Source organism: Cytobacillus luteolus (assembly GCF_017873715.1).
Classification (GTDB): Bacteria; Bacillota; Bacilli; order Bacillales; family Bacillaceae_L; genus Bacillus_BV; species Bacillus_BV luteola.
On the sequence record NZ_JAGGKM010000005.1, the window covers coordinates 242116 to 264789 of the forward strand.

The 22674-nt window shown below is 35.7% G+C and carries 14 protein-coding genes; 10 read left to right on the forward strand and 4 right to left on the reverse strand.

Going from position 1 to position 22674, the window contains the following annotated elements; genetic code table 11:
* Window positions 1–25: 25 nt before the first annotated feature.
* The 6 genes from J2Z26_RS15690 to J2Z26_RS15715 all read left to right on the forward strand — a co-directional run bounded on the left by J2Z26_RS15690 (window position 26) and on the right by J2Z26_RS15715 (window position 8996).
* Entirely contained in the window at window positions 26–1114 is a 1089-nt protein-coding gene (locus J2Z26_RS15690) for a hypothetical protein (protein ID WP_193534574.1), read from the forward strand.
* A 110-nt stretch (window positions 1115–1224) separates the two neighbouring features.
* The gene (locus J2Z26_RS15695) at window positions 1225–2940 is read left to right on the forward strand and encodes a muramidase family protein (protein WP_193534573.1); all 1716 of its coding nucleotides are present in this window, start codon (window positions 1225–1227) and stop codon (window positions 2938–2940) included.
* A gap of 174 nt (window positions 2941–3114) precedes the next feature.
* Window positions 3115–5580 carry a phosphodiester glycosidase family protein gene (locus J2Z26_RS15700; RefSeq protein ID WP_193534572.1) on the forward strand — a complete coding sequence of 822 codons (2466 nt, stop codon included), beginning with the start codon at window positions 3115–3117 and terminating at the stop codon, window positions 5578–5580.
* 243 nt (window positions 5581–5823) lie between these two features.
* The gene (locus tag J2Z26_RS15705; RefSeq protein WP_193534571.1) at window positions 5824–6240 is read left to right on the forward strand and encodes a hypothetical protein; all 417 of its coding nucleotides are present in this window, start codon (window positions 5824–5826) and stop codon (window positions 6238–6240) included.
* A 295-nt stretch (window positions 6241–6535) separates the two neighbouring features.
* The gene (locus tag J2Z26_RS15710) at window positions 6536–7519 is read left to right on the forward strand and encodes a nuclease-related domain-containing protein (RefSeq protein WP_193534570.1); all 984 of its coding nucleotides are present in this window, start codon (window positions 6536–6538) and stop codon (window positions 7517–7519) included.
* A gap of 85 nt (window positions 7520–7604) precedes the next feature.
* Complete coding sequence (locus J2Z26_RS15715) at window positions 7605–8996, forward strand: S41 family peptidase (protein ID WP_193534569.1); 1392 nt, start codon at window positions 7605–7607, stop codon at window positions 8994–8996.
* Between the two features lie 216 nt (window positions 8997–9212).
* On the opposite strand, the gene J2Z26_RS15720 is transcribed toward J2Z26_RS15715, so the two are convergent.
* Window positions 9213–11612, reverse strand: a complete 2400-nt coding sequence (locus J2Z26_RS15720) for a trypsin-like peptidase domain-containing protein (protein ID WP_193534568.1) — start codon at window positions 11610–11612, stop codon at window positions 9213–9215.
* A gap of 292 nt (window positions 11613–11904) precedes the next feature.
* On the opposite strand from J2Z26_RS15720, the gene J2Z26_RS15725 reads away from it, so the two are divergent.
* A complete protein-coding gene (locus tag J2Z26_RS15725; protein ID WP_193534567.1) occupies window positions 11905–12606 on the forward strand; it encodes a C40 family peptidase in 702 nt (233 codons plus the stop codon).
* Window positions 12607–12711: 105 nt separating this feature from the next.
* Window positions 12712–14274 carry a hypothetical protein gene (locus tag J2Z26_RS15730; protein ID WP_193534566.1) on the forward strand — a complete coding sequence of 521 codons (1563 nt, stop codon included), beginning with the start codon at window positions 12712–12714 and terminating at the stop codon, window positions 14272–14274.
* Between the two features lie 53 nt (window positions 14275–14327).
* Here J2Z26_RS15730 and J2Z26_RS15735 read toward each other — a convergent pair whose 3' ends face one another.
* From J2Z26_RS15735 to J2Z26_RS15745, 3 genes are all read right to left on the reverse strand, one after another.
* Window positions 14328–15200: an accessory Sec system S-layer assembly protein gene (locus tag J2Z26_RS15735; protein ID WP_193534565.1), complete on the reverse strand. Its 873-nt coding sequence runs from the start codon at window positions 15198–15200 to the stop codon at window positions 14328–14330.
* Window positions 15200–17581 (reverse strand): accessory Sec system translocase SecA2, encoded by a 2382-nt coding sequence (secA2, locus tag J2Z26_RS15740; protein WP_193534564.1) that lies wholly within the window; start codon window positions 17579–17581, stop codon window positions 15200–15202. Before secA2 ends, J2Z26_RS15735 begins: the two co-directional genes overlap by 1 nt.
* Window positions 17582–17716: 135 nt before the next feature.
* On the reverse strand, window positions 17717–19687 hold the full coding sequence (locus J2Z26_RS15745) for a WD40 repeat domain-containing protein (protein WP_193534563.1): 1971 nt from the start codon (window positions 19685–19687) through the stop codon (window positions 17717–17719).
* Between the two features lie 214 nt (window positions 19688–19901).
* On the opposite strand from J2Z26_RS15745, the gene J2Z26_RS15750 reads away from it, so the two are divergent.
* Both J2Z26_RS15750 and J2Z26_RS15755 read left to right on the forward strand, forming a co-directional pair.
* Window positions 19902–21062 carry a hypothetical protein gene (locus J2Z26_RS15750; protein WP_193534562.1) on the forward strand — a complete coding sequence of 387 codons (1161 nt, stop codon included), beginning with the start codon at window positions 19902–19904 and terminating at the stop codon, window positions 21060–21062.
* 403 nt (window positions 21063–21465) lie between these two features.
* Window positions 21466–22545: a glycosyltransferase family 4 protein gene (locus tag J2Z26_RS15755; RefSeq protein WP_193534561.1), complete on the forward strand. Its 1080-nt coding sequence runs from the start codon at window positions 21466–21468 to the stop codon at window positions 22543–22545.
* Window positions 22546–22674 lie beyond the last annotated feature (129 nt).

Consider the following 22674-nt stretch of genomic DNA (forward strand, 5'->3'; position numbering starts at 1 on the left):
TATAGTAATAGGAGAGTAGATTAAGATGAAAAAACAAATCATTGTTTTATCTAGTATGTTGTTATTTCTATTTACTTTAGCATTCTTACCAGTTGATACAGCTGAAGCTAGTGTAACTGCGGTTGAAAAGTTAGTAAAGCAAGCAGAGGCGAATGGAGCTAAACTGAAAAAGGAAATCTCAGTAGAATATACAAAAGGGGTAAAGATTCCTGATCAAAAGCTCTATAATGCTACGAAAGATTCATTACATAAGGCAATGGCAGAAGTAAATAAACTGAGTGCATCTCAAAAGCAAGCATATGAAAAACGTTTAAAGGACAATGTTGAGGTTCACTACATACGTGCACAAGCTTATATAGATGCAATGGTTTCGGGTAATAAGATCGTAGCAAAAACAAATCAGTTTAATGCTTTATATGCAGATAATCCGTTAACAGATCAAACAGAAGCCGCTTATCATGCGTTAACATCTGAGATCAGAAAACAAGCCAAACTTCTATACAGAGTATATGGCAAATCAACGCGTGAAGCAATTCTTGCAAAATACAAAGGCCCAGCAGAAAAAGCTAAAAATGACTCTGCGCTTGTTATTTCTGCAAAAATGACTTTAGACAAACTGATTACACTAGTTGAGACAGATGCAAATGAAGCATCCATCACAAAGCAGTTAGAGCTATTAGACGGGTTTTTAAACAAAATTAAAAATCAACTTGTTGTTTCAGCAATTAACGATCTATTATCAGAGTATTTCTTTACAGAAGAAGAAATGGCAGTTTTCGAATTAATTGAACGTAATGTAGATGTTTTTAATAATGAAGACGTTGACGGATACATGGCTGACTTGGCTTCTGATTATCCAAATTTAGCACAGACTAAAGCAACAATTGAAGGAACCTTTGCTATGTATGATTTACTAGCAGAGTTATTTGAAATAGACATTCTTGAAATAACTGAAGATACAGCCTCGGTTCGCATTGTGCTACAGACTACTTCATTAGTAGAATCAGATTTTAAAGACAATGTTGTTGAATTTGTTCAAGTAGTAAAGAAAGAAAATGGTAAATGGGTATTAACTGATCAAGTTGAGATTCTTGCAATTGAATATTTGGAATAAGTTAGAGAAGAACTTGCCAGAAGGCAGGTTCTTTCTTTTTAGCCCTATTTAACATAAAGTTTGTATGTTTTTTAAAGGAAATTCAAACCTTATGAGTAAGGAGGTTGAACATGTTCCTATCTCATAAAGTAACTGAATTAGAAGAAGAAACAATTGTTACGTTATATTTAGATCCACAACTTACGGAATATGCAGATGAATTTTCAGCTAAAAAAGAAGAGCAGAGTTTTAAATATAGTGTTTTTCAATATGTACAGACCCATTTACCGTCGGTTAAAGCAACTGCAATCCGAGTTATGGCGGGTTCTATTTTAGTAACAGTTATTCCATTTTCCACAGATAAAGTTTCAGCTAATGAACCAACTGCAACAGCTGTTAATGTTAACGCTGCAACTACATATATAGTCAAACCGGGGGATTCATTATATTTAATCAGTAAGCAACTTGGTATATCAGTTGACTCGTTGAAACAGGCAAACAACTTAACAAGCGACATAATCCATGTGGGACAAGTGTTAAAAGTTCCAACTGTTGGCCAAAAATCATCTGACACTTCGGTCGTTCTCAAAGGACCTAAAGGAGAAATTGGTTATGTGAAAGTCGTTAAACGTATTAATCTATGGAAAAGGGATGTTAACGGTAAACTTGAATTTGTACGAGTACTAAATCCGGGTGAACGATACCGTGTTTATGGTGAAGACCAGAAGTATGGTGGACAGTATGATGTAGGTGCCCGGCACTACATAACCAAAATGGCAGGCTACATAGAGTTTGAGGGTGTTTCAAATACAGTAGTGAAAGAACCAACTCAAACAAGTTTGCCTACTCCTGATACTGATGTGAGAGGACCACGTGGGGAAATTGGTCATATTCATATTAAAAAACGAATTAATCTCTGGAAGCGTGTAAATGGGAAACTTGAGTATGTGAGGGTACTAAATCCCGGAGAGGTGTATCGCGTATACCGGATGGATGATCGTTTTGGGGGCCAGTTTGATGTTGGAAGCAATCACTTTATTACAAATATGAGTGGTTTTGTTGATTTTCGTCCGTTACAACCAGTTACTCAGGAAACAGTCGGAAGCTTTTACACAGTACAAACTAATGATACGCTCTCTGGCATCGCTCTAAAATTTAAAACGTCTGTACAGAAGATAAAAGAGCTGAATGGATTGACTACGGATACTATATTCGTGGGGCAAAGGCTGAAAATTGAGGGGGATGTGCCTTCACTTACAAGCAAGACGTATATCTCACATACTGTTAGCCAGGGAGACACAATTTGGGGCTTGTCAGTTAAGTATGGAATCCCACAAAGTGAATTATTAAAGGATAACAGCTTAACAACGCAGTCTGTCCTTCGAATTGGACAACAGCTTCGTATCCCACAATATCAAATAGCCGTAAAAGAAACACCAACCCTAAATCACGGAGAATATGTAGATTGGTGGACTGAGGCTCAGTATCTTTTTCCAATAGGAGCGGTTGCAACCGTTACTGATTTTCAAACAGGAGTATCTTTTAAAGTGAAAAGAACCATTGGTGCAAACCATGCCGATTGTGAGCCTTTAACAGCTACCGACACCGAGATTGCAAAAGGGCTCTGGGGAGGATTTAGCTGGAAAGAACGAGCAGTTGTTGTAGATGTAAATGGACGGAAATTAGCAGCCTCGATGAGCTTTATGCCACATGATGTGCAATATATTACTAATAATAACTTTAATGGACACTTTGATATCCACTTTAATAACAGTACAAGGCACATTGATGGAAAAATTGATGTGGCTCATCAAGAACAAATAAGAATAGCTGCAGGATCTAGTTGAAATGGTTAGTGTCAGACTATAGTCTGACACTTTTCTTTTAGGTCAAAAGATGTTTTTTGAGTAAATTTGGTAAAAACTAGCGAAAAAGGTTTAATATTGTCATATAATAATAGATAGAGAGACAGAGACAGAGACAGAGACAGAGGAAATTTTACATAAGGGAGAGGAAGCATCATGTGGAGAAAGATAGTCGTTAGTTTAATGATTGTAGGACTTTTAATTGGAACACCTACAATCTCCCAAGCGGCACATGTTAAAGGTGTTTATTGGGATGGATTGTTAATGGTTAAAGGACAAGTAGGGAAAGTTAAAGTCATTAAACCTATAAATCTATGGCAACGTGTTGGTGACAAATTAGTATTTTCAAGAATCTTAAAACCAGGTGAACAATATCGTGTATATCGATATGATAACAAGTTTGGTGGACAATATGGTTTAGGTGGCGGTTATTACATAACCAATATGGCTGGGTTTATAGAATATAAAACCCCTTCAAAACGAAAGTTAGCTGAACTAGAGGCGTTATACCCTACAATGCCTGGAAAAGTGACATTATCAAATGGTGAAGTGACTTCTCAACTATCGAAAAAGGTTGCTCCAGGTGTGACTGAAACATCATTAGCAGTGAATCATTCACGAGGTAAACAACAAATTCATGTGTTAGACTTTAATCCATCTATTCAAAATATGAGCATGCAAACTTCATTAGCTAAAGGACAGTTATTTGGATTAGAAACCGTCAGTAGTCAAGCAAAAAATAACAGTAGTACAGCACACACAGTTATTGGTGGGGTAAACGGCGACTATTTTGATAGCAATGGTACCCCAATTGATTTGATGATGCAAAATGGTGAGATTTTGGCAACGAGTCGTACTCCACTAGATCAATTGGCTGTTTTTGGCGTGAAAGCGAATGGTTACGGAATCATTGGAAGTCCGGAAGTATCCCTTAATGTTAGTATTAATGGACAAACTACTTATAAAATAGATTCAATTAATCGGATCAGAAGTGCAAATCATTTAGTCGTGTACACACCTCATTTTTCAACTACAACAAGAACCAACCAACTAGGTACTGAGGTTATTTTAACCAATTTATCAGGTAGTATTAGTGGTAATGGGAAATTAACAGGAACTGTAGCTGAAGTTCAAATTGGTAAAGGTAGTGCAGCCCTTTCGAGTGGACAAGTCATTCTTTCTGGACACCATCTTGCTAGTGATTATTTAAAGACGGCAAAGCCTGGTGATCAAATTGAAATTTCATCTTCTTTTACAGACCCAAAATGGCATGATGTGAAGGAAGCAATTGGTGGCAGATATAGACTTGTTAGTAATGGAAATGTTGTAAAGTGGGATATAACAGGAGCTCATCCGAGAACTGCGATCGGCATTAAAAGGGATGGGAAAATCTTCACACTTGTTGTGGACGGAAGAAGCACAACAAGTGTTGGGATGACATTATCTGAGCTTGCGGTTTTGATGAAGGATCTTGGAGCAGTTGATGCAATGACGTTTGATGGTGGTGGGTCATCAACTCTTGTTGCACGTCAAGCTGGTGAACAGAATGTGAGTGTCGTTAACAAACCATCAGATGGATTTGAGCGTTCTGTAGCGAATTCCTTACTTTTCATTAGTAAGTGGGCAGTTGGACCACTTCATGAATTAATCGTAAACCCTAGTGAGGTAACCCTATTTGCAGGTGCAACCTATAATAATCTTAATCTATCAGTGAAAGGTGTAGATGTTTCGTATAATCCAGTTGCTCTATCGAATCCAGCAACAATTACATCTCCTGTATTTGCATCGGTAACAAATGGAATTTATAAAATAGTAGATACGCCAACAGAGGCTCAAATTACGGCAAAGTCTGGTTCAATAACTAATACAGTCAAAGCTAAAGTTGTGAACACACTAGAGAAAATTGATTTTAAACAACCAGATATTATGATAAATAAAAATGAAACAATTACATTAACGCCAAACGGAATAGTTGGCGGCAAAGTAATCGTAACTGACCCAACTATTTATATATGGAATGTTAGTAATAACATTGGTACAGTAAGTAAAACTGGTGTCTTTACGGCTGGAACAAAGGATGGTATTGGTACGATTACAGCTACTGCTGGTGGCGTGACGTCTACAATCAATGTTACAGTTGGTGTGCCTGAAAATGTAGTATTAGCTGATTTTGAAAAAGGTATTGGTAATTGGACGGCTTCTGGTGCGCGCTATAACACTGCAACAATTGAATTAGCAACCGACCAGGTGAAATTTGGCGTTCATTCTTTAAAAATTAACTATGATTTCACAGGGACATCGGGTACATCAGGTGTCTATGCAGGTCCATCTCAAGCAATTGCTATAAGTGGACAGCCTAAGAAGATTGGAATGTGGGTTTACGGTGATGGCCAGGGGCACTGGCTACGATCACAATTACGAGATAAAAATGGCCAAGAGGTTCATCTTGATTTTACAAAAAATCTAGATTGGGTTGGTTGGAAGTATGTTGAGGCAGTGGTTCCTACAACTGTTGCTTACCCAGTAAGTTTGGAAATGCCTGTAAGATACATGGAAACAAACGACGCAAATAAAAACGCTGGTACAATTTATATTGACCATATTCAAGCCATTTATAAATAAACATTTGAGGGGCATTTATCAAAAATGCCCCTTTTTCGGATTGATTTACTGACTTTTCTAAAAAATTTACACAAGAATATTTGATTTGTATAAAAAGTTATGGTACGCTAAAAAATGCAGTACGCTAAAATTGACGAACTATGTAGATACCTGTTTGTATATAAACGTAAATAATGTTTAATATTACATTACTATAGAATTTAAAAACTTTTGAGCCTTGCCTTTTTTACTGGAGGGATGATCATGTCTAAAAAAAATCAGAATACGAAAATCAATGAAATAACTAGTAATCTTAAGGAGAACCCTCCTACCATCATTGGAGGCTATAAAAGACAGGGATGGGCAGTTAAAGCACTAGAAAAAACAAGCAACGCTGATTTAGAAATCGAAAAAGGCGGTTTAGTTACTGCAAAGGCGATTTTAGAAGCAAAGGATGGCACTTTTTATCCTGCCTTTCTTTCAATAAATACAAAACAAAAAGGTCAAATCGTTGATGCGTTTTTCTTATCGGAAAACGACGACCAGTTTGATCTCATTCCGTTACAGATTGCACAAGAGTTTATTGGAAAAGATTCATCTGATTTAATGCCATTTAGATATAAGACACTTGAGAAAATTGAAGGTGATCAGTTCCAAGTAAACTGGCCTGATTTTTCATAGTGGTGTGACAAAGACGCTTTTGGAAGCGTCTTTTTGTGTGGAATTATTGATGAGGAGATGATCGTTGTGAATAAGTGTAAGGCTGGTATGTCGGTTGAGGCCGAAAAAAAATGAGTTAATGTCGATAAATCGATGGACGGGCCGAAAAAGAAGGAGAACAGGCCGATAAATCTAAGAAGAGACCGAAAAAAAACTTCATTCACTATAACCCCATGGTAAAACTTAGCCTCCACCAGCAGGATTTTCCCCTGAACTAGTCGAATACAAACTAAAAATAAAGAAAGGAAGTATACTTTTGATTATAAAACCCCGAACAAAACCATTATCGCTGTTGAAATTAGAGGCTTTACTAAGAAGATTACCCCAAACTCATCCCAAGCGTCCTAAAATTGAAGAGGATTTTGCTAAAAGGTTAGCTGGATACAAGGGTGAACAATCCCTAGATTTTTATCTTAGCCTCCTACCAGAACAGGACATCCACATTTTCCACGATCTACGACTTCCATATAAAAATCATCACTTTCAGATGGACACACTACTAGTTACATCCTCATTTATTAGTATTCTCGAAGCAAAACATTTTAAAGGGACTATCATTTTTGATCAAGCCTTCAGCCAAATGATTCGTATATTGGATGATAAGGAGGAGGCTTATCCTGATCCCATTCAGCAAGCAAAAAGTCATAGGAACAAGCTACAAGGCTTGTTGGAAAGATTCAACATCCCTCCTCTTCCAATCATCCCACTGGTTGTGATTACAAACTCATACTCACTACTTAAGCCATCCCAAAGTGCATCCAAACTCCCTTCAATGGTTATCCGTAGCTCTTTACTTCCAGAAAAAATAGAGGATATAAAACTAAAACACAAAGAAGATATACTTTCAAAGAACGAAATTAAGAAACTTTCAAAAGGACTAATCAAGCTTAACACTCCTCTAGACCAAGATATACTCGAAGTGTACCGTCTATCAGAGCAGGACCTCCTATCAGGTGTCCATTGTCCAAGTTGCTTCGCTCTTCCAATAATGAAGAAGAGAGGGAAGTGGGTGTGCCCGGCGTGTGCAACAGAATCCCAGGATGCTCATATTTTCTCGCTGTATGATTACTCCCTCCTCATTGGCTCAACCATTACCAATCAAAAAGCTAGAAAATTTCTGAATCTAGCTTCAGAATCAACGACAAAAAAGCTCCTCAGATCTCTACAATCTCCTTACTCTGGTATTAAAAAAGGTAGAGAATACTATCTATGCTTTGAAAAATATATGTCGAATCCTTAGGTATTATTTATTAACTAAATCTAGCAAAATTATCCTCTGACTCTGTTATAATGTTAAATAATAGAAGGATTTAGGAGTGATAGAGTTGCTTACCAAGTTTACTAGAAGAGCATTACTAGGTTTTTTATTAAGTATTTCGCTTTTATTTGGAACGACTGTTCAAGCAGAAGAACCGATAGAAGAGCTTAGGCATTATATTGATAATTATTATATTAAAGAGGTATCTGATTCAGTTTTAAAGGAAAGCACCCCGGAAGCAATTTTAAAGCATTTAGATCAACATTCTACTTATTTTACACCTGAAGAATTTCAACAGTTTTTTGAGAACCTAAATCGGACGTTTGTTGGAATAGGGGTAGCTGTTGAAAAACATGAAAAAGGTATTTTACTAGTTTCCATTTATAAGGGCAGTCCGGCTGAAAAAGTAGGGTTACAAGCAGGTGACATAATAACGGAAGTTGATGGAACATCAGTTGTTGGAAAACCTGTAGAAGAGGGAATTAACCTAATTAAAGGAAAAGCAGGTACACAAACGACAATAAAAGTTCTAAGACAAGCAACTAATAGTACACTTCAAGTAACTATTACACGCGAAGTAATTACCTTTCCTACAGTAGATTTTGAACGCTTGAGTGGGAACATAGGATATATTAGACTCTATAGCTTTAATGAAAAATCTAAAGCTGAAATGATAGATGCTATGAATAAATTAGGTAATGTGAATGGGTGGATTGTTGACTTTCGAGATAATGGTGGAGGTTTAGTCACAACTGCCCAAGAAGTAGGGGGATTTTTTAAAAATGTAAACAAAGCTTATTTATTGAAAAATCGAGTAAGCTTACCAACTGTTTATCCAACTATAAAACCAAGCAAGGTGTTTGAAGGTCCAGTCCATTTATTAGTAAATGGGTATAGTGCTAGTGCATCTGAAATGGTTGCCGCAGCTGTAAAAGAAGAAAAAGCTGCAGTTCTCTATGGGCAAACAACATACGGAAAAGGAACGATGCAGCAATTTTTTGAGCTTTCTGATGGAAGTGCAGTAAAGCTTACAACTTCAGAGTTTTTCTCACCTAAAGGAACAAAAATTGATAGTGTTGGTGTAAAACCAGATAAAACAACAGTATCCGGAGCGGAGTTACTAACCTCACACTACGATATGCTACGTGCAAATCTAAGCAAGTATACAAAATTAGCTTCATTAACAAATGTTCCAGTTGATAAGACATTTACAATAGAGATGTCTCATACAATGAAGTGGGGACAGTTCGGTAAAACAGATGTTCAACTTTTTGAGGTAGGCGGAAAAGAGGTTGAGCTAACGCTTAGTGCTAGTGGAACAAATAAAGTGATGGCAACACCAAAGGGAAATTTGAAAAAGGGCAGCACCTATTTCCTCGTTATCAATCCAAAATGGACAGGTAGTAATGGAAAAGCAATGTGGAAGGGTAGTTATCTAGAAGTTACAGTGAAAAAATGATGAAAAAGGCGTCAGGGCTAATCCTGACGTCTTTTTTCTGAGTAAAAAGAGTGCTTACTTGATGTTTATCGGCCTTAAGAAAGGTATTTTGACCTTATAAAAAATATATCGGCCCTATCAACATTATATCGGCCTTAACTCAAAATATTTCGGCCAAACCCTCAATACTTCACAGTACAAAAAGCCAAAGTCCTCCTAGACTTTAGCTACTATCACCTAATAAATCTCATTACCTACTACATCATACACACTCACTGCATACTTCGGTAAGTTAAAAACTGTTTCTTTAGAAATCACAATTAATTGTCCATTACGGTAGAACATTCGGTGAATGTCACTATCCATTTCGTAACGTTTCACTCGTTGCATAGTAGTGTAATCATAGATATCTAAGCTATTTTTTGTACTTGTAAAGAATTGATTATTCTCAAGACCAAACGTAATTTCTGAAAATGAGTGATAAAGCTTTGTTACGTAATGCATATTCGTTTCATTCGAATCAGACGCATAAAACACAACACCAGACCCATTAAAAATATATTTTCCATCTGGGGAAATAGCATAGTTAACATTTTGAGGGTATGTTCCATGGTATGGTGAACGAGTGGATCCTCCGGAAAGCACACCATTAACTATTCTAAACATTTCCATGTTTCTAGGGCTTGAGTCAGTTGTTATCGCATATAACTTATCTTCATTAGGATGTAATTCTAAATAGGATTGCTGTCTAATATTAACCCTTGATGTTTCTAGTAATGTTTCACGATCATAGCTCTTCATGCTTGTCCATTGACCAGAACCAGAAGTTACATAAATGCTCTGCGAATCAGCTACAATATCGTAGGGATCTAGATCGATGTTAAATTGATCTGACAATAAGAAGCTTTCCGCGTCAACAATTGCAATTGCGCCTTCTTGATTTTCATCCCACCAGGTTGAGTCATGAGCGCCTTTTAAGAGGGTTACATAAATTTCGTTATTTGCAAAGTATAACCGTTCAGGAACAAGGTTAAAGGTAATTCTTCTTTCCCCACCTGTTTCATAGTTTAATTCTACTAAATCTTTGTTTTCATTTAGAAAATAAATGCTTGGTAGAGTAGGGTGTATAACTGAATCTCTGACAAGGTCTTTAAGGTGCATTTTTCCAGGGTCAAAAGCTCCTGTCTCTCCAGTTACAGGTGTTTCCTCTGCCACAGGATATTCTTCCTGAGATACAGGTAAATCTGAATATGGAATAACCACAATTGAAGAGTGTTGTAACTTATTTAAATCATTTATCACACTTTTAATTTCATCAATTATAACCGCGAAGTTAAGGTTACCATCACCATAACCAAACGTATTAATACCAACTACCATTCCATCCATCGTAAATAAGGGTCCACCAGAGCTTCCATAAGTTATAGGAGCGGAAAATTGGATAAACTTTTGTGTGAATCCGTCATACTCATAGTCTCTTAACCCACTTATAATTCCAGTAGATACAGTATTTATTAAACCTTCTGGACTACCAATTGTTACAATAGGGTCTCCTTTTTGAAGTATAGCTGCTGTTCCCAATGATAAAGGTGTTAAACTCATTACTTTACTAGTTTTTAATAGTGCAAGATCTTTATCATAGTCATAATGGGCAACCCCTTCAATCGCAATTACTTCACCTGTATCTGATAAAACCTCAATATATTTAGCGCCTTCGATCACATGATAGTTAGTAGCTATAAGACTTTTACCAACAACAAATCCACTACCTTGTCCTAGGTACTCATCATTTTCATCATAGACTTCAATCATAACTACACTTTTCTCAAATTTAATAATATCTTTTAGAGTTAAAGTTGGTAGTGTGGATGGTGTTAGTGTAGAGTTCGTATAAACACTTATAAATTTAGTATTTAGACTAGACTGAACTTGTAAATTACTTATCTCATTTAATAGATTTCTAACAATAGTTGCTTGTTGCTCAATAGTTGCAGAACTAGCATTATTTTGGAGTAACTTACTTAATTTATCTATCTCAATTTTTGTACTGATAGCAAATTTCGTTGCTTGTCGTGCATTCTCACCAGGAGTCTTAAATTTTTCTAAAATAGCATCGCGTGTAGACTTTCCATACACTCTGTAAAGTAAGATAGCCTGCTTTCTAATTTCACTAGATAAGTCATGATAGGCTTGTTCGGTTTGATCGTCTGCTGGATTTAAACCATATAAGCTATAATAAGCTTGGGTCTTATCAATTATTTTCCTACCAGACGTAATTGCATCAATATAAGCCTGAGTTCTAGTAAAATGAATCGTTACATTTTCTTGTAGCCTTTTTTCTAATGGTACTTTTTGACTAGAAGATAGGTATTTTAAAGCATTTTGGGCATTAATCATTGCTAACTTTGTTTGATTATACAAAGTCATATTTGGATAGGTGATTGGGTCCTTAGAATATTTGGTTTGACGATATTCTAACGAAATTTCCCATTTAAGTGCACCAGCAAATCGTTCTGCTATTTGTACTAATTGTTCAGCGTCTTTATATCTATCAGCAGCTGAAACTGGTTTACCGACAGACAATAGTGTAGAAGCTAATAGGATAACTACTAGTAAAATGGAACTAAACCTTTTCAACCTAAATTCCCCCATTAATAAAATCTATAAAAAACCTCCTTTTATTCTATTTATTTTAGCTTTTTGTTACCATGGTAAATAATTCTAAAGCTCGTACGAGAATAGTATTTAAATCAACCAAAATTAGACAAGCTTGTAGTTTTATGTCAAGAAAAATCTCTCAATTGTTACCAAAATGTAACATATGAGGGTAATTTTAATAGAATTGAAATGTTACATTGTCTGAAAATATTGTAAAATTAGGACAGAAATAGCAGATTGCTTGTTTACTATAATTATCTGGAGGGAAAAAATGAGAAAATTTTTGTCAATCTTTGTGCTAACTATAATCATCAGTTTTCCAACAGTATTATTTGGAAATAATACCGCAGCTGCCGAAAGCCACGGGGAAGAAATTGCAACATATGGGAAAGAGTTCCTAGGAGTTTCATATAAGTTCGGTGGAACTACTCCATCATCAGGCTTTGATTGTTCGGGATATTTGACCTATGTTTTTAACAAATTTAATATCTCATTACCACGCACAGCAGCAGATCAATATCAAGCTGGTGAAAAGGTGAGTAACAAAGACATAGTTGTCGGAGATTTAGTATTTTTTACTACATATAAGTCCGGTGCTTCACATGCAGGGATTTACGTGGGCGATAATAAATTTATTCACGCAAGTTCAAGTAAAGGTATTATGATATCTAGTTTAGACGAACGCTACTGGAAAACGAGATATCTTGGCGCAAGAAGATTTATCACTTCTAGTACTAATCTGACTGTAAAAGACGGACAAATTGGTGTACTTACAATTAATGAATCTATTAACCTTTGGAAGAGAACAGATGATAATCAACTACAAGAAGTTCGTGTTCTCCAAAAAGGTGAAAAGTATCGTGTGTATGGGTACGATGATAAATTTGGCGGCCAATACGATCTTGGTGGAGGACTATACGTTACAAATATAGACTCACATATAGTGTATTCAGAGTTAACGAGCAAAAGATAAAGTGGTTACAAATTCCTAAAGTAGATTTCCTATTTTAGGAATTTTTATTTGTGATAGAATAATAGTAGAATCAAAGAGTAACTAGGATTACATAGGAGGTACAACATGAGTTCAAAACGGATGAAACACATGATGATCACATCACTTATTGTAGCAACAGGTATTACAATGCTTGCACCTAGCAATGCATCTGCAGCACAAACGGCAAATAGTTTAGTAGAAAAAGCAGTTAATGCTGGAACTGTTCTAAAATGGTCTATATCTATTGAAGGCTCGGGTGATGGGAAAATACGTCCTTGGGCTCAATATAATGCTGCAAAAGATGCATATTCTAAAGCTAAAATAGCGGTAGATAAACTACCCACAGATCAGAAACAGGTATTAACAGCTCAACTTGAGGAGAAATCGCTGTTACATATCAATAGAGCGATGGCTTATATTGATGCTATTACTGCTGGAGAAAAAATTAATGGTAAGAAAGCAGCGCTACAGGCAAAAAAAGACTTGAATATGTTAGATGCAGAAACAGTAAAAGCCTATCACGAATTATCAACTGAAATTCGTAAGCAAGCAATTTTACTAGACCGTGTATATGGTCAATCTACAAGAGACTTAATTCGTGATAATTATAAAAAGACGGCTGAAACATTAAGGAACGAAATGATGCATCCTGTATCAATTAAAATTTCATTAGATGATGCAGAGACCAAATTGGACCCAACTAAAATATCCGAAGTTCTTAGTCTTTTAGAGTCTAGTAGAGCCCTAGCTCCAATGGTTACAAATGAGCTACTATTTCAGCAATTGTCTAGCCAGTATACTAGAATAGCTAACTATGTCCAAAGTGTTACGGGGCAAGTTGTACCAGGTCTTTATAAAAAAGTAGAATTAACGATTCCAGAAATCAAACAAACTCTTACCCTTGAAGCTATTAAAAGAGGGATTCCACCGGAAGTTTTAAAATCAATAGCAGCGGCAGAAAATAGTGCCCTTAAACAGTTTAATGCTGATGGAACACCATATATGAGTTGGGATGGTGGTATTGGTATTATGCAGGTAACATTAGGCCCTACTGATAACAGCTATGATCGTGAACGTTTAAAATGGGACACTGTTTATAACATCCAGGCTGGTGCAGACATCCTTTTAGGAAAATGGAATTATGGTGGAAAAAGAACACCAACTGTAAATGACAATGATAAAGGTACAATTGAAAATTGGTATTTTGCAATTATGGCCTACAATGGTCTTTCGAAAAAGAATGATCCTTCTATCGCAGGAAATAACCCTTATCAATTAAAGGTGTTTGGCTTGATGGACCGTTATGCTGGGGTTAGACCTGAAATTATTCCTGGTAGTGAAGTTTTAACAACTTATGTTGACAACAGAATGTTATTTACAAATAAGATGAATTATATAACTACGATAAAAACGAAAAGTACTCAGATGTATGTTGCTGGAGATCAGGTTGTCCTTTCAGGTAACGCCAACCTTCGTATCGAACCGCGTACAGGGGTAGCTTATACTGTCTTACCTGCAACTACTACCGTAACCATTTTAGAAGGGCCGTTCCAAGATTCTAATTTTGTGAATTTATTCTCTTGGTATAAAGTGAGAGTAAATGATACAGGAGCAGAGGGTTATATCGCATCATTAAATTTGCAATAAACTTATACATTAATAAAAGAGTGCTACTATATAGCACTCTTTTATTCTATCTATTATTGTTGAGGTACGTAAGCCTTCCATCTTGAAAGATCCATTTCATCCTCTGTCTGTAAAGAAGCAGGGAAAATGAATGTCCATGGCTTACATGTGTTAGCTTTTACCTCGAAGTTTTCAAGTTTAAACAATCCTTTGGCTACGACTGAATTTGTCGCATCTTCGATCACGAGTGGTACTTGCTCTAGGTTGATATTTTGGTTACTAGCATTACGAATAAGAATGGTAGTTAAAAGCTCTCCACTTTCATTCTTAGTAGCCTGTATTCCCATGAAATTGACTTCACCAGGTTTTAGTGCTGGTAGTTTTTCTACCATTTCTCTTAGCTGCTGAACTTTATCTTCAGCTAGGGAATTTTTCCAGGACTCTTCTAAATCAAGTGTTAATTTCATAGGTGCGCTTTGTTTAAGTTCAAACGCTAGATTCCAATCACCATCTTGAGGTAATGGACCATCAATCAATTTATTTTCATTTTGGAATAAAAATCTCCATGGTCTACAACCCATTGAAGGAATCTCACCCAATAAATCCATTTCAAAAGTTTTTCTAGCTAGAGCATTTCCTTCATTATCAATTACCAAAAGATCGATTGTTTCAAATTCTATTCCCTTAGGAAGTGTATTCCTTAAGAAGGCAGTAACGACAAAGCCTTCATCATATTCAATTAAGTTAATACCTGAAACCGAAATTTGATTTGGTTGCAAAGGCTCTAACTTTTGATGTTTGAATTGATACACATACTTTTCGGAAGCGGGTAAGTCCCACTCTGGGTGGAAGCTCAGAGTGGTCTTAACTTGGGTTGTCTCCTCTTGTGATGTGTTGTGTTCATTATTTTCATCAAGCTCTTTTTGAGTATCATTAAAATGTCCCATTATTCGTTGTGTTCCTCCATTTCTTGCATTTGGATTTCCCAATGCTTAACATATGCTAGGAAGGATCTGCTAATAGTTGAGTCCAAGTCTCTTAATAAATGATTGAACTCCTCAAATGCATCAAATTCATATAAGCGATATGGATCTTCTTGACCGTAACTTCTCATGCTTATTCCTTCTTTTAGTACGTTCATTACTTCAATATGAGGAATCCACTTTGAATCTAGTTCTCGTAACATCATGCTTTTAATTTGCTTCTGGAAGTCTAGGTCTTTTTCAATATCTTTAAGTTCATTAACGTATTTATCATAAGCATCCGTAATTATTTTTTGAATTGCTTCTTTTTCGATACCGGTAAGGTCCTCTTGCTTCACATCTAAATGATGGATGGATAGGGTCAATTCCTCATATAATCCGGAGATATTCCATTCTTCAAACAATTCTTCTTCAAGGCAATACTTTTCAACCAGGTCGTTTAAGTGCTTTTTAATATGTTCAAGGACATCAGGAAGGACAATTTCAGTTTCCAGCAGTAAATTGCGTTTTTTATAAATGACTTTTCTTTGTTGATCTACCACATCATCCAATTTAAGAAGGTGTGATCGAGCAGAGAAGTGAGCTCCCTCAACTGTCTCTTGAACCTTGCGAACAAATTTAATAGGATCTGGTGTAATTACTAAGCCTTCTTCATTTGTTTTCAGTTTTTTCTTCCATCTATCTAACTCTTCAAGGTCATACGCATTAAATAAGTCATCTTCTAATGAGATAATGAATTGAGTCGAACCTGGGTCGCCTTGTCTACCAGTACGTCCTCGTAATTGCATATCGATACGTGCACTTTCATGTTTCTCTGTGCCAATAATATGAAGACCACCCAACTCTGCTACACCTTCACCTAACGTTATATCTGTTCCACGACCAGCCATGTTAGTAGCTAGCATCACTTGTCCTTTTTGTCCTGCAGTTGCTATAAGTTTTGCTTCATCTTCAACTGTTTTAGCATTAAGTATTCGATGCTCAATCTTAGCTTTCTTTAGATGCTCAGAGAGTTTTTCAGATTGTTCAATTGAGGTAGTCCCAATTAATACTGGGCGTCCATTTTTATGATGTTGAGTAACTTCTTGGACAATTCGTTTTACTTTGTCCTCTTTTTTTGCATAAACGATATCTTCCAAATCAATACGAATACGTGGTTTGTTTGTTGGAATTGTTACAACGTTAATTCCGTACGTGTCTAAAAATTCTCTCTTAGCAGGTGTCGCACTTCCAGTCATTCCACATAAAGTTTGATACATTCTGAAATAGTTCTGAACGGTAATTGTAGCTTGAGTGTCGTTTTCCTCTTTAACTACTACGCCTTCTTTTGCTTCAATTGCTTGGTGTAGACCTTCACTAAATGTACGCCCTTCCATGATACGACCAGTAAATTGGTCAACTAACAGAATATCATTGCCACGAACAATATAGTCTACATCTTTTCTCATTACTACAGCAGCACGGAGAGATTGCATCAAATGATGAAGTAATTCTCTATGTTCTGCGTCATAAAGATTTTCCAATCCAAAAGCCTCTTCAACAGCTTTAGCACCTGCTTCAGCTAAAACAATTTGCTTTGTTTCTGGATAAAATTCATAGTCCACATCTTTTGAAAATGTTTTTACAATTTCTGCTGTTACATAGAAAAGTTCAGTTGATAGATTTGATTTGTTTGCAATAATTAAAGGTGTTCTTGCTTCATCAATAAGAATTGAATCGATTTCATCAACAATTGCATAATGAAGTGAACGTTGAACTTTTTCTTCCGCATTATGAACCATATTATCTCTTAAGTAATCAAACCCAAATTCTGTCCCTGTACCATAAGTAATGTCAGCGTTATAGGCCTCTACTTTTTCATAAGGGGAGATTTGTGAAATATTCAGGCCAACTGTAAGGCCAAGGAATTCATGTATTTTTCCCATTGTTTCATAGTCACGTCTTGCTAAATATTCATTAGCAGTTATGATATGAACACCTTTTCCTTGAAGGGCATGTAAGTAGCTTGGTAAAGTAGCTACCAATGTTTTTCCTTCCCCGGTTTGCATTTCAGCAATGTCACCGTTATGTAGTACTAGGCCACCGATCATCTGGACATCATAATGACGCAGACCGAGTACCCTTTTCGATGCTTCACGTACCACTGCAAACGCAACTTCCTTAATATCATCCAGGGTTTTACCTTCTTGTAATTTTTGCTTAAAATGAGCAGTAGAGCTCATTAGTTCCTCATCTGATAGCCTTGAGATTTCTTCTTCTAACGCATTTATTTTATCAACATGTTTTGTTAATTTATGAACCTCTCTAGAACCTTCATCAAAGATACGTTTCATCATCGCTAACATTAAGCTCGCTCCTACCTATAGATTCTCGTCAAATTATAACATAGTCATCTAATTTTATCATTTTTTGTCAGTCTATTAATATGTTAAATCCTGCTAAAAAAGACACCATGTAAATATGGTGCCTCCATCAAGTTCTTAATTTGTCGAATACTTCCAAAGGTCTGCCTGATTTCTAAAATAAAGGTCGCCGTTATAATCCTGAGCCAGGTCATACGCTTCATTTTCTTTTAAGGTAGTATGTTTTAAACTGATAGGGTCTATCTGAAGAAGTCTTCCTTCTACTGTTGCATACACATAACCATCTTTTCCAACGATCATTTTCGCATTTTTTAGGCGTCCTGAAATCGTAGAGAGAATCTCTTTCCATCTAATACTATCGTCTTGTGGATTATAAACAAAGAGTGTCCCATTTGCCCATCCCCAAATTGTTTCGTAAGGTCCATGTATCAATCCTGTCACTAAACTAGAATTGACAGGGAGTGGGATAATCTCTTTCTTTGAAGGATTATCAATAGGAAATCTGAATAATTTAGCTGTGTACTTTGAAGCACTGTGATTAGAGAAAATGGATGTGCCTCCATAGATATATCCGTTATGTTTCGCAAATGAAACAATACTTTGTTCAGGTATATAGTTTTTAATCACTTTGTGTTCTTTTGAAATAGGATTGTATATCGCTAGAACTCCTGAATTAGTTTTGTTACCAGGGAATGTACCAACAAATAATTGATTAGAAGCATCATCAGCAATCATGGCAGTTGGTCGTTCTTGGCCGACTTGTTCTAATCTAAATAATTCTATAGGATTTGAAAAGTCCCAAGGTTGTTCTAAATCATATTCAAGTATACGTGCTTTTGGATATCCGCCAAAGTATAATTTACCATTAAGAAAGGCCATAGATTCCACTTGGCTTATTCCTTTTAAATCCTGTGAGTTCCCAGTTATTATATCGTAAATCCCTAAGCCTCCGGACATATAACCATTAACGAAAATTTGACCACCATCTAGACTTTCAATCATTGTATGGAGAGTGATTGGTTGACCAGGTAAGGCTAGTTTTTTTACGGTATGATTTCCAGAAGCTATATTGTAGATAAAGTAATTACCGTGATTATCAAGAAGACCTACTAATGACAATCCATCTTTTAATTGAACAAAATTGAGGGATAAAGCTGAAGTCCCCTCGGGAATTTTAGCACTAAGTTCATTCGATTTTTGGGTGAGTAGATTGTATTCATAAATAGAGCCTTTAGATGAATAATAAACAATTTGACCATTAGGAGATACAGGAGAAACTCCTCTAGAATCAGCTGGAAATTCATCTGCTAATGTATTAGTAGACGTATCAAATACAGCAATTTTTTTACTTGGATACATACGTGCAAATAGCTTGTTACCTGCTAAATCTAAATCCGAAATGAATTTTTCATTTGCATATTTTTTAGGTAAGAAATTACGTTTTAGTCCCGTGATGAGATCCATTTCTACTAATTCTGCATTTGACCCAACCCCAAGATAAATACTATTTCTTGGTTTAAAATATTTAACTGATTTTACAAATTCTTTCTTGTCTATAATCTGCCCATAGTTAATTAGTTCATCTGTTGTTGTTGAAAGCCCAAAAACAGATCCTCCGTATGCGGAACCTGCAAAAAGAATAGTGTCCTCTACATCGATATCTAAAATGGCTGTATCTTTTGGATTCTCTAATTTATTCCCATGATTTTTGAAGACATCAGTATTTGGGTCATAGCTATAAACAGAACCGTTATTTGTTCCGCCAACCCATAGTACTTGATTTTCATCAACATCAAGACCCGTAGCACTTGTAGAGTCTTCAAGGGTTAAAGTCCTTACAAGCGTCTCTGTGTTTAAATCAATGACTGCTACTACAGTTGGAGTACCGTGAAGGATAACGTACATAAGCGGTGTCCCTTTTGAGTCAGTACCAGTGGTTGCAGTTAAGGCCGAGGATGTGAAAACCTGAGGGCCGATTTTTGTAAACCTTGAATCGTTGTCAATCGTATGGTTGTTTTCAAAAGCGAATGTACTACTACTCGAAAAAATAAAAATAGAAATAAAAAGAAACATTACTAGTTTTTTCATATGTCTGTACCTCTTGTTTATTAATTAGATTTATATTATTTACCAATAACAATCATAACATAAAACAACTATTTTGTTTCCAGAAAGTGCTACATTTCTACTAATTTTCCAAAAATACTACAGAAATCTAGTAAACTTACCAATATTAGGTATAATGGTAATATAGCGAATGAACTTAATTACTTACAACTAGGTGAGAGGAGACTTATAGTAAATGTTTCAAAAAAGTATATTAATAGTTTTAGTAGTTTTATTTATAGGGGCGTTACCCAAAGCTACATATGCAACATCAGAACATATTTATGAAGAAGAAAAATTATTGATGGACGCTCACGCACTTGTTTTACAAGCAGAGAGTTTCTCGGGTTCATTAAGGTGGGCGATATCTATAGAAGGAACTGCTGATGGTAGGACGATTCCTTGGGATTTTTATAATGGAGCAGTAACTACTTATAAAGCGGCAAAACAAGCACTGACTCAGCTTCCTAATAGCCCTGAGAAAGAGCAATTAATGAATAGACTAGAGGCAAATGTTTACACCTTAATTAGTACTGAAAAAGGAAATGTTGGGCGAGCGGTTGCTTATATTGATGCTGTGAGTGCAGGTCAAAAGATTGATAAAGCAAGGTTGGCACTTGAGGGGAAATTAGCCAACAATATCTTAGATGATGAAGCTGAACGTTTATATCATTCATTATCGAATGAAATTAAAAAGCAAGCCTATTTGTTAGACAGAGTATATGGGAAAACGACAAGAGACTTTATTCGTGATCAATATAAGTATTCAGCTGAAGCGGTTAAAACCAAATTGCTTTATCCTATATCAATAAAAATGAGTTTAGATAATGCATCCAATTTCACTGAAATGAAGGATTTTAGACAAGCTTCTGATAATCTTAAAAGTGCATCTGGATTAATGAGAACTGGAATAGTAAGAGGTTTTCTTGAGCGAAATCCAACTCCTACAAGTATACAAGGACATCTTGAAACGCGTTATAAGCTTTTGGCTAATGAAATCCCAATGTTCATGATGTTTTCATTAATTGATAAGGACTCAGGAGTCAACAATAGTGAAATTTATAAAGGAAGAAATTATACAAATACTTCTTCTGAGCTATTAAATGAAGCAGATGAAATTGTTATTCGATTATTCGAACGGGCAGCATTTTCAGAAGTGGCAGTAACGAGTGGTTTAACACAAAGTGATTATATTGTAAAAGACTTTAATAACTATGATATAACGATTAATCTAAATGAATTCAAAAACTCAGGGTTAACCCAACAGCTTGATAGTTTGTCACTAAAAATTAAGATAACTGATGATGCTGGAAACATCCGAGAGCAAAGTTATCACTATAATGTTTCGAGTCAGTGATTGAAGAATGGGGGATCCCATTCTTCTTTTTAAATTGGGGGGAGGGTATTAATTTTTATTAAGTATCCCCATAATTCAGAAATTGAAACGTACTTTTTTAAGAGTAAGATCTAATTTCTTAACCAGTTAGCCAACGTAACTTATTGAATATAAATTACGACTGTTTTTATTGTAGCAGGAAAAATTAGGGGTGAATGGAAAGGAAAAAAAGATGTATATTTCTATCTTAATGTTGATTATGTTCTAATTCGGGAAGGTTAAACAATATCCTCGTTGAAACTTCATTGTTTTACAAGGTGTGACACGAATTTCACAAAAAAAATCATTGATTTCCTACACTTATGTGTTAAGATATGAATGTTGTGGGTAAGCTATTAAATTTACACGAAAAAGGTGATAACTAATGAATACACAAATGATATTCGCATTTTTTGCTGCTTTACTAACTGTATTGGTAGTTACACCAATTGTGATAAAGCTTGCTATTAAAATTGGTGCAGTAGACAAACCGAATGAGCGTAAAGTACATGAGAAATTAATGCCTCGTCTAGGTGGTTTAGCCATTTTTATGGGTGTTATTGCAGGTTACTTTGCAGGTGGAGTATACAACGAAAAAGTTACTGGAATTACAGTTGGAGCACTTTTAATTATTGTTATTGGAATCCTTGATGATAAATATGAGCTTTCAGCAAAAGTGAAATTTGCTGGTCAAATAATTGTTGCAGGTTTAGTAGTAGGTAGCGGGTTAACCATTGAATTTCTAACCATTCCATTTGTGGGAACATTCGATTTAGGCTTATGGACATATCCAATTACGATATTTTGGATTGTGGCAATTACAAATGCAATTAACTTAATCGATGGTCTTGATGGACTTTCAGCAGGAATCTCAGCAATCAGTATTGCTACAATTGCGGTTATGGCGGCATTAGCTGGTAAAGGGCTTATCTTAACACTTTCATTAATCTTACTAGGAGCTATTATTGGTTTCTTATTTTATAATTTCCACCCAGCAAAAATCTTTATGGGGGATACGGGTGCACTTTTCTTAGGGTATGCAATCTCCATTCTTTCTCTTTTAGGTCTATATAAGAGTGTTACATTATTCAGTTTTATCGTACCAATCATTATTCTTGGGGTACCGATTTTTGATACAACCTATGCAATCATTCGTCGATTAGTGAACAAAAGACCAATTTCGTCACCAGATAAATCACATTTACATCACAGATTACTTGCATTAGGTCTTTCACACCGTAATACAGTTCTTGTGATTTACTCACTAGGAATTTTATTCAGTGTTAGTGCGATTGTATTTTCAACATCAACATTATGGGGTTCAATTCTTATTATCTTCGGATTACTTCTAATCACTGAAGTTGTTGCAGAAATGATTGGACTTGTTCATGAGAAATATCGACCAGTCCTAGGCCTTTATAGAAAAGTAGTAGGAGTAAGAAAAGTCTCTGGAAGACAAAATTAAAACCAATGTCTTACCTAATAAATGATTAGTAACCGTTTGTGACATACTGTTACAAACGGTTTTTTTAATGTTTTAAAACTGTAACATAATTTCATACGTCATATTGTTACATAGAACGCGTAAACTGTT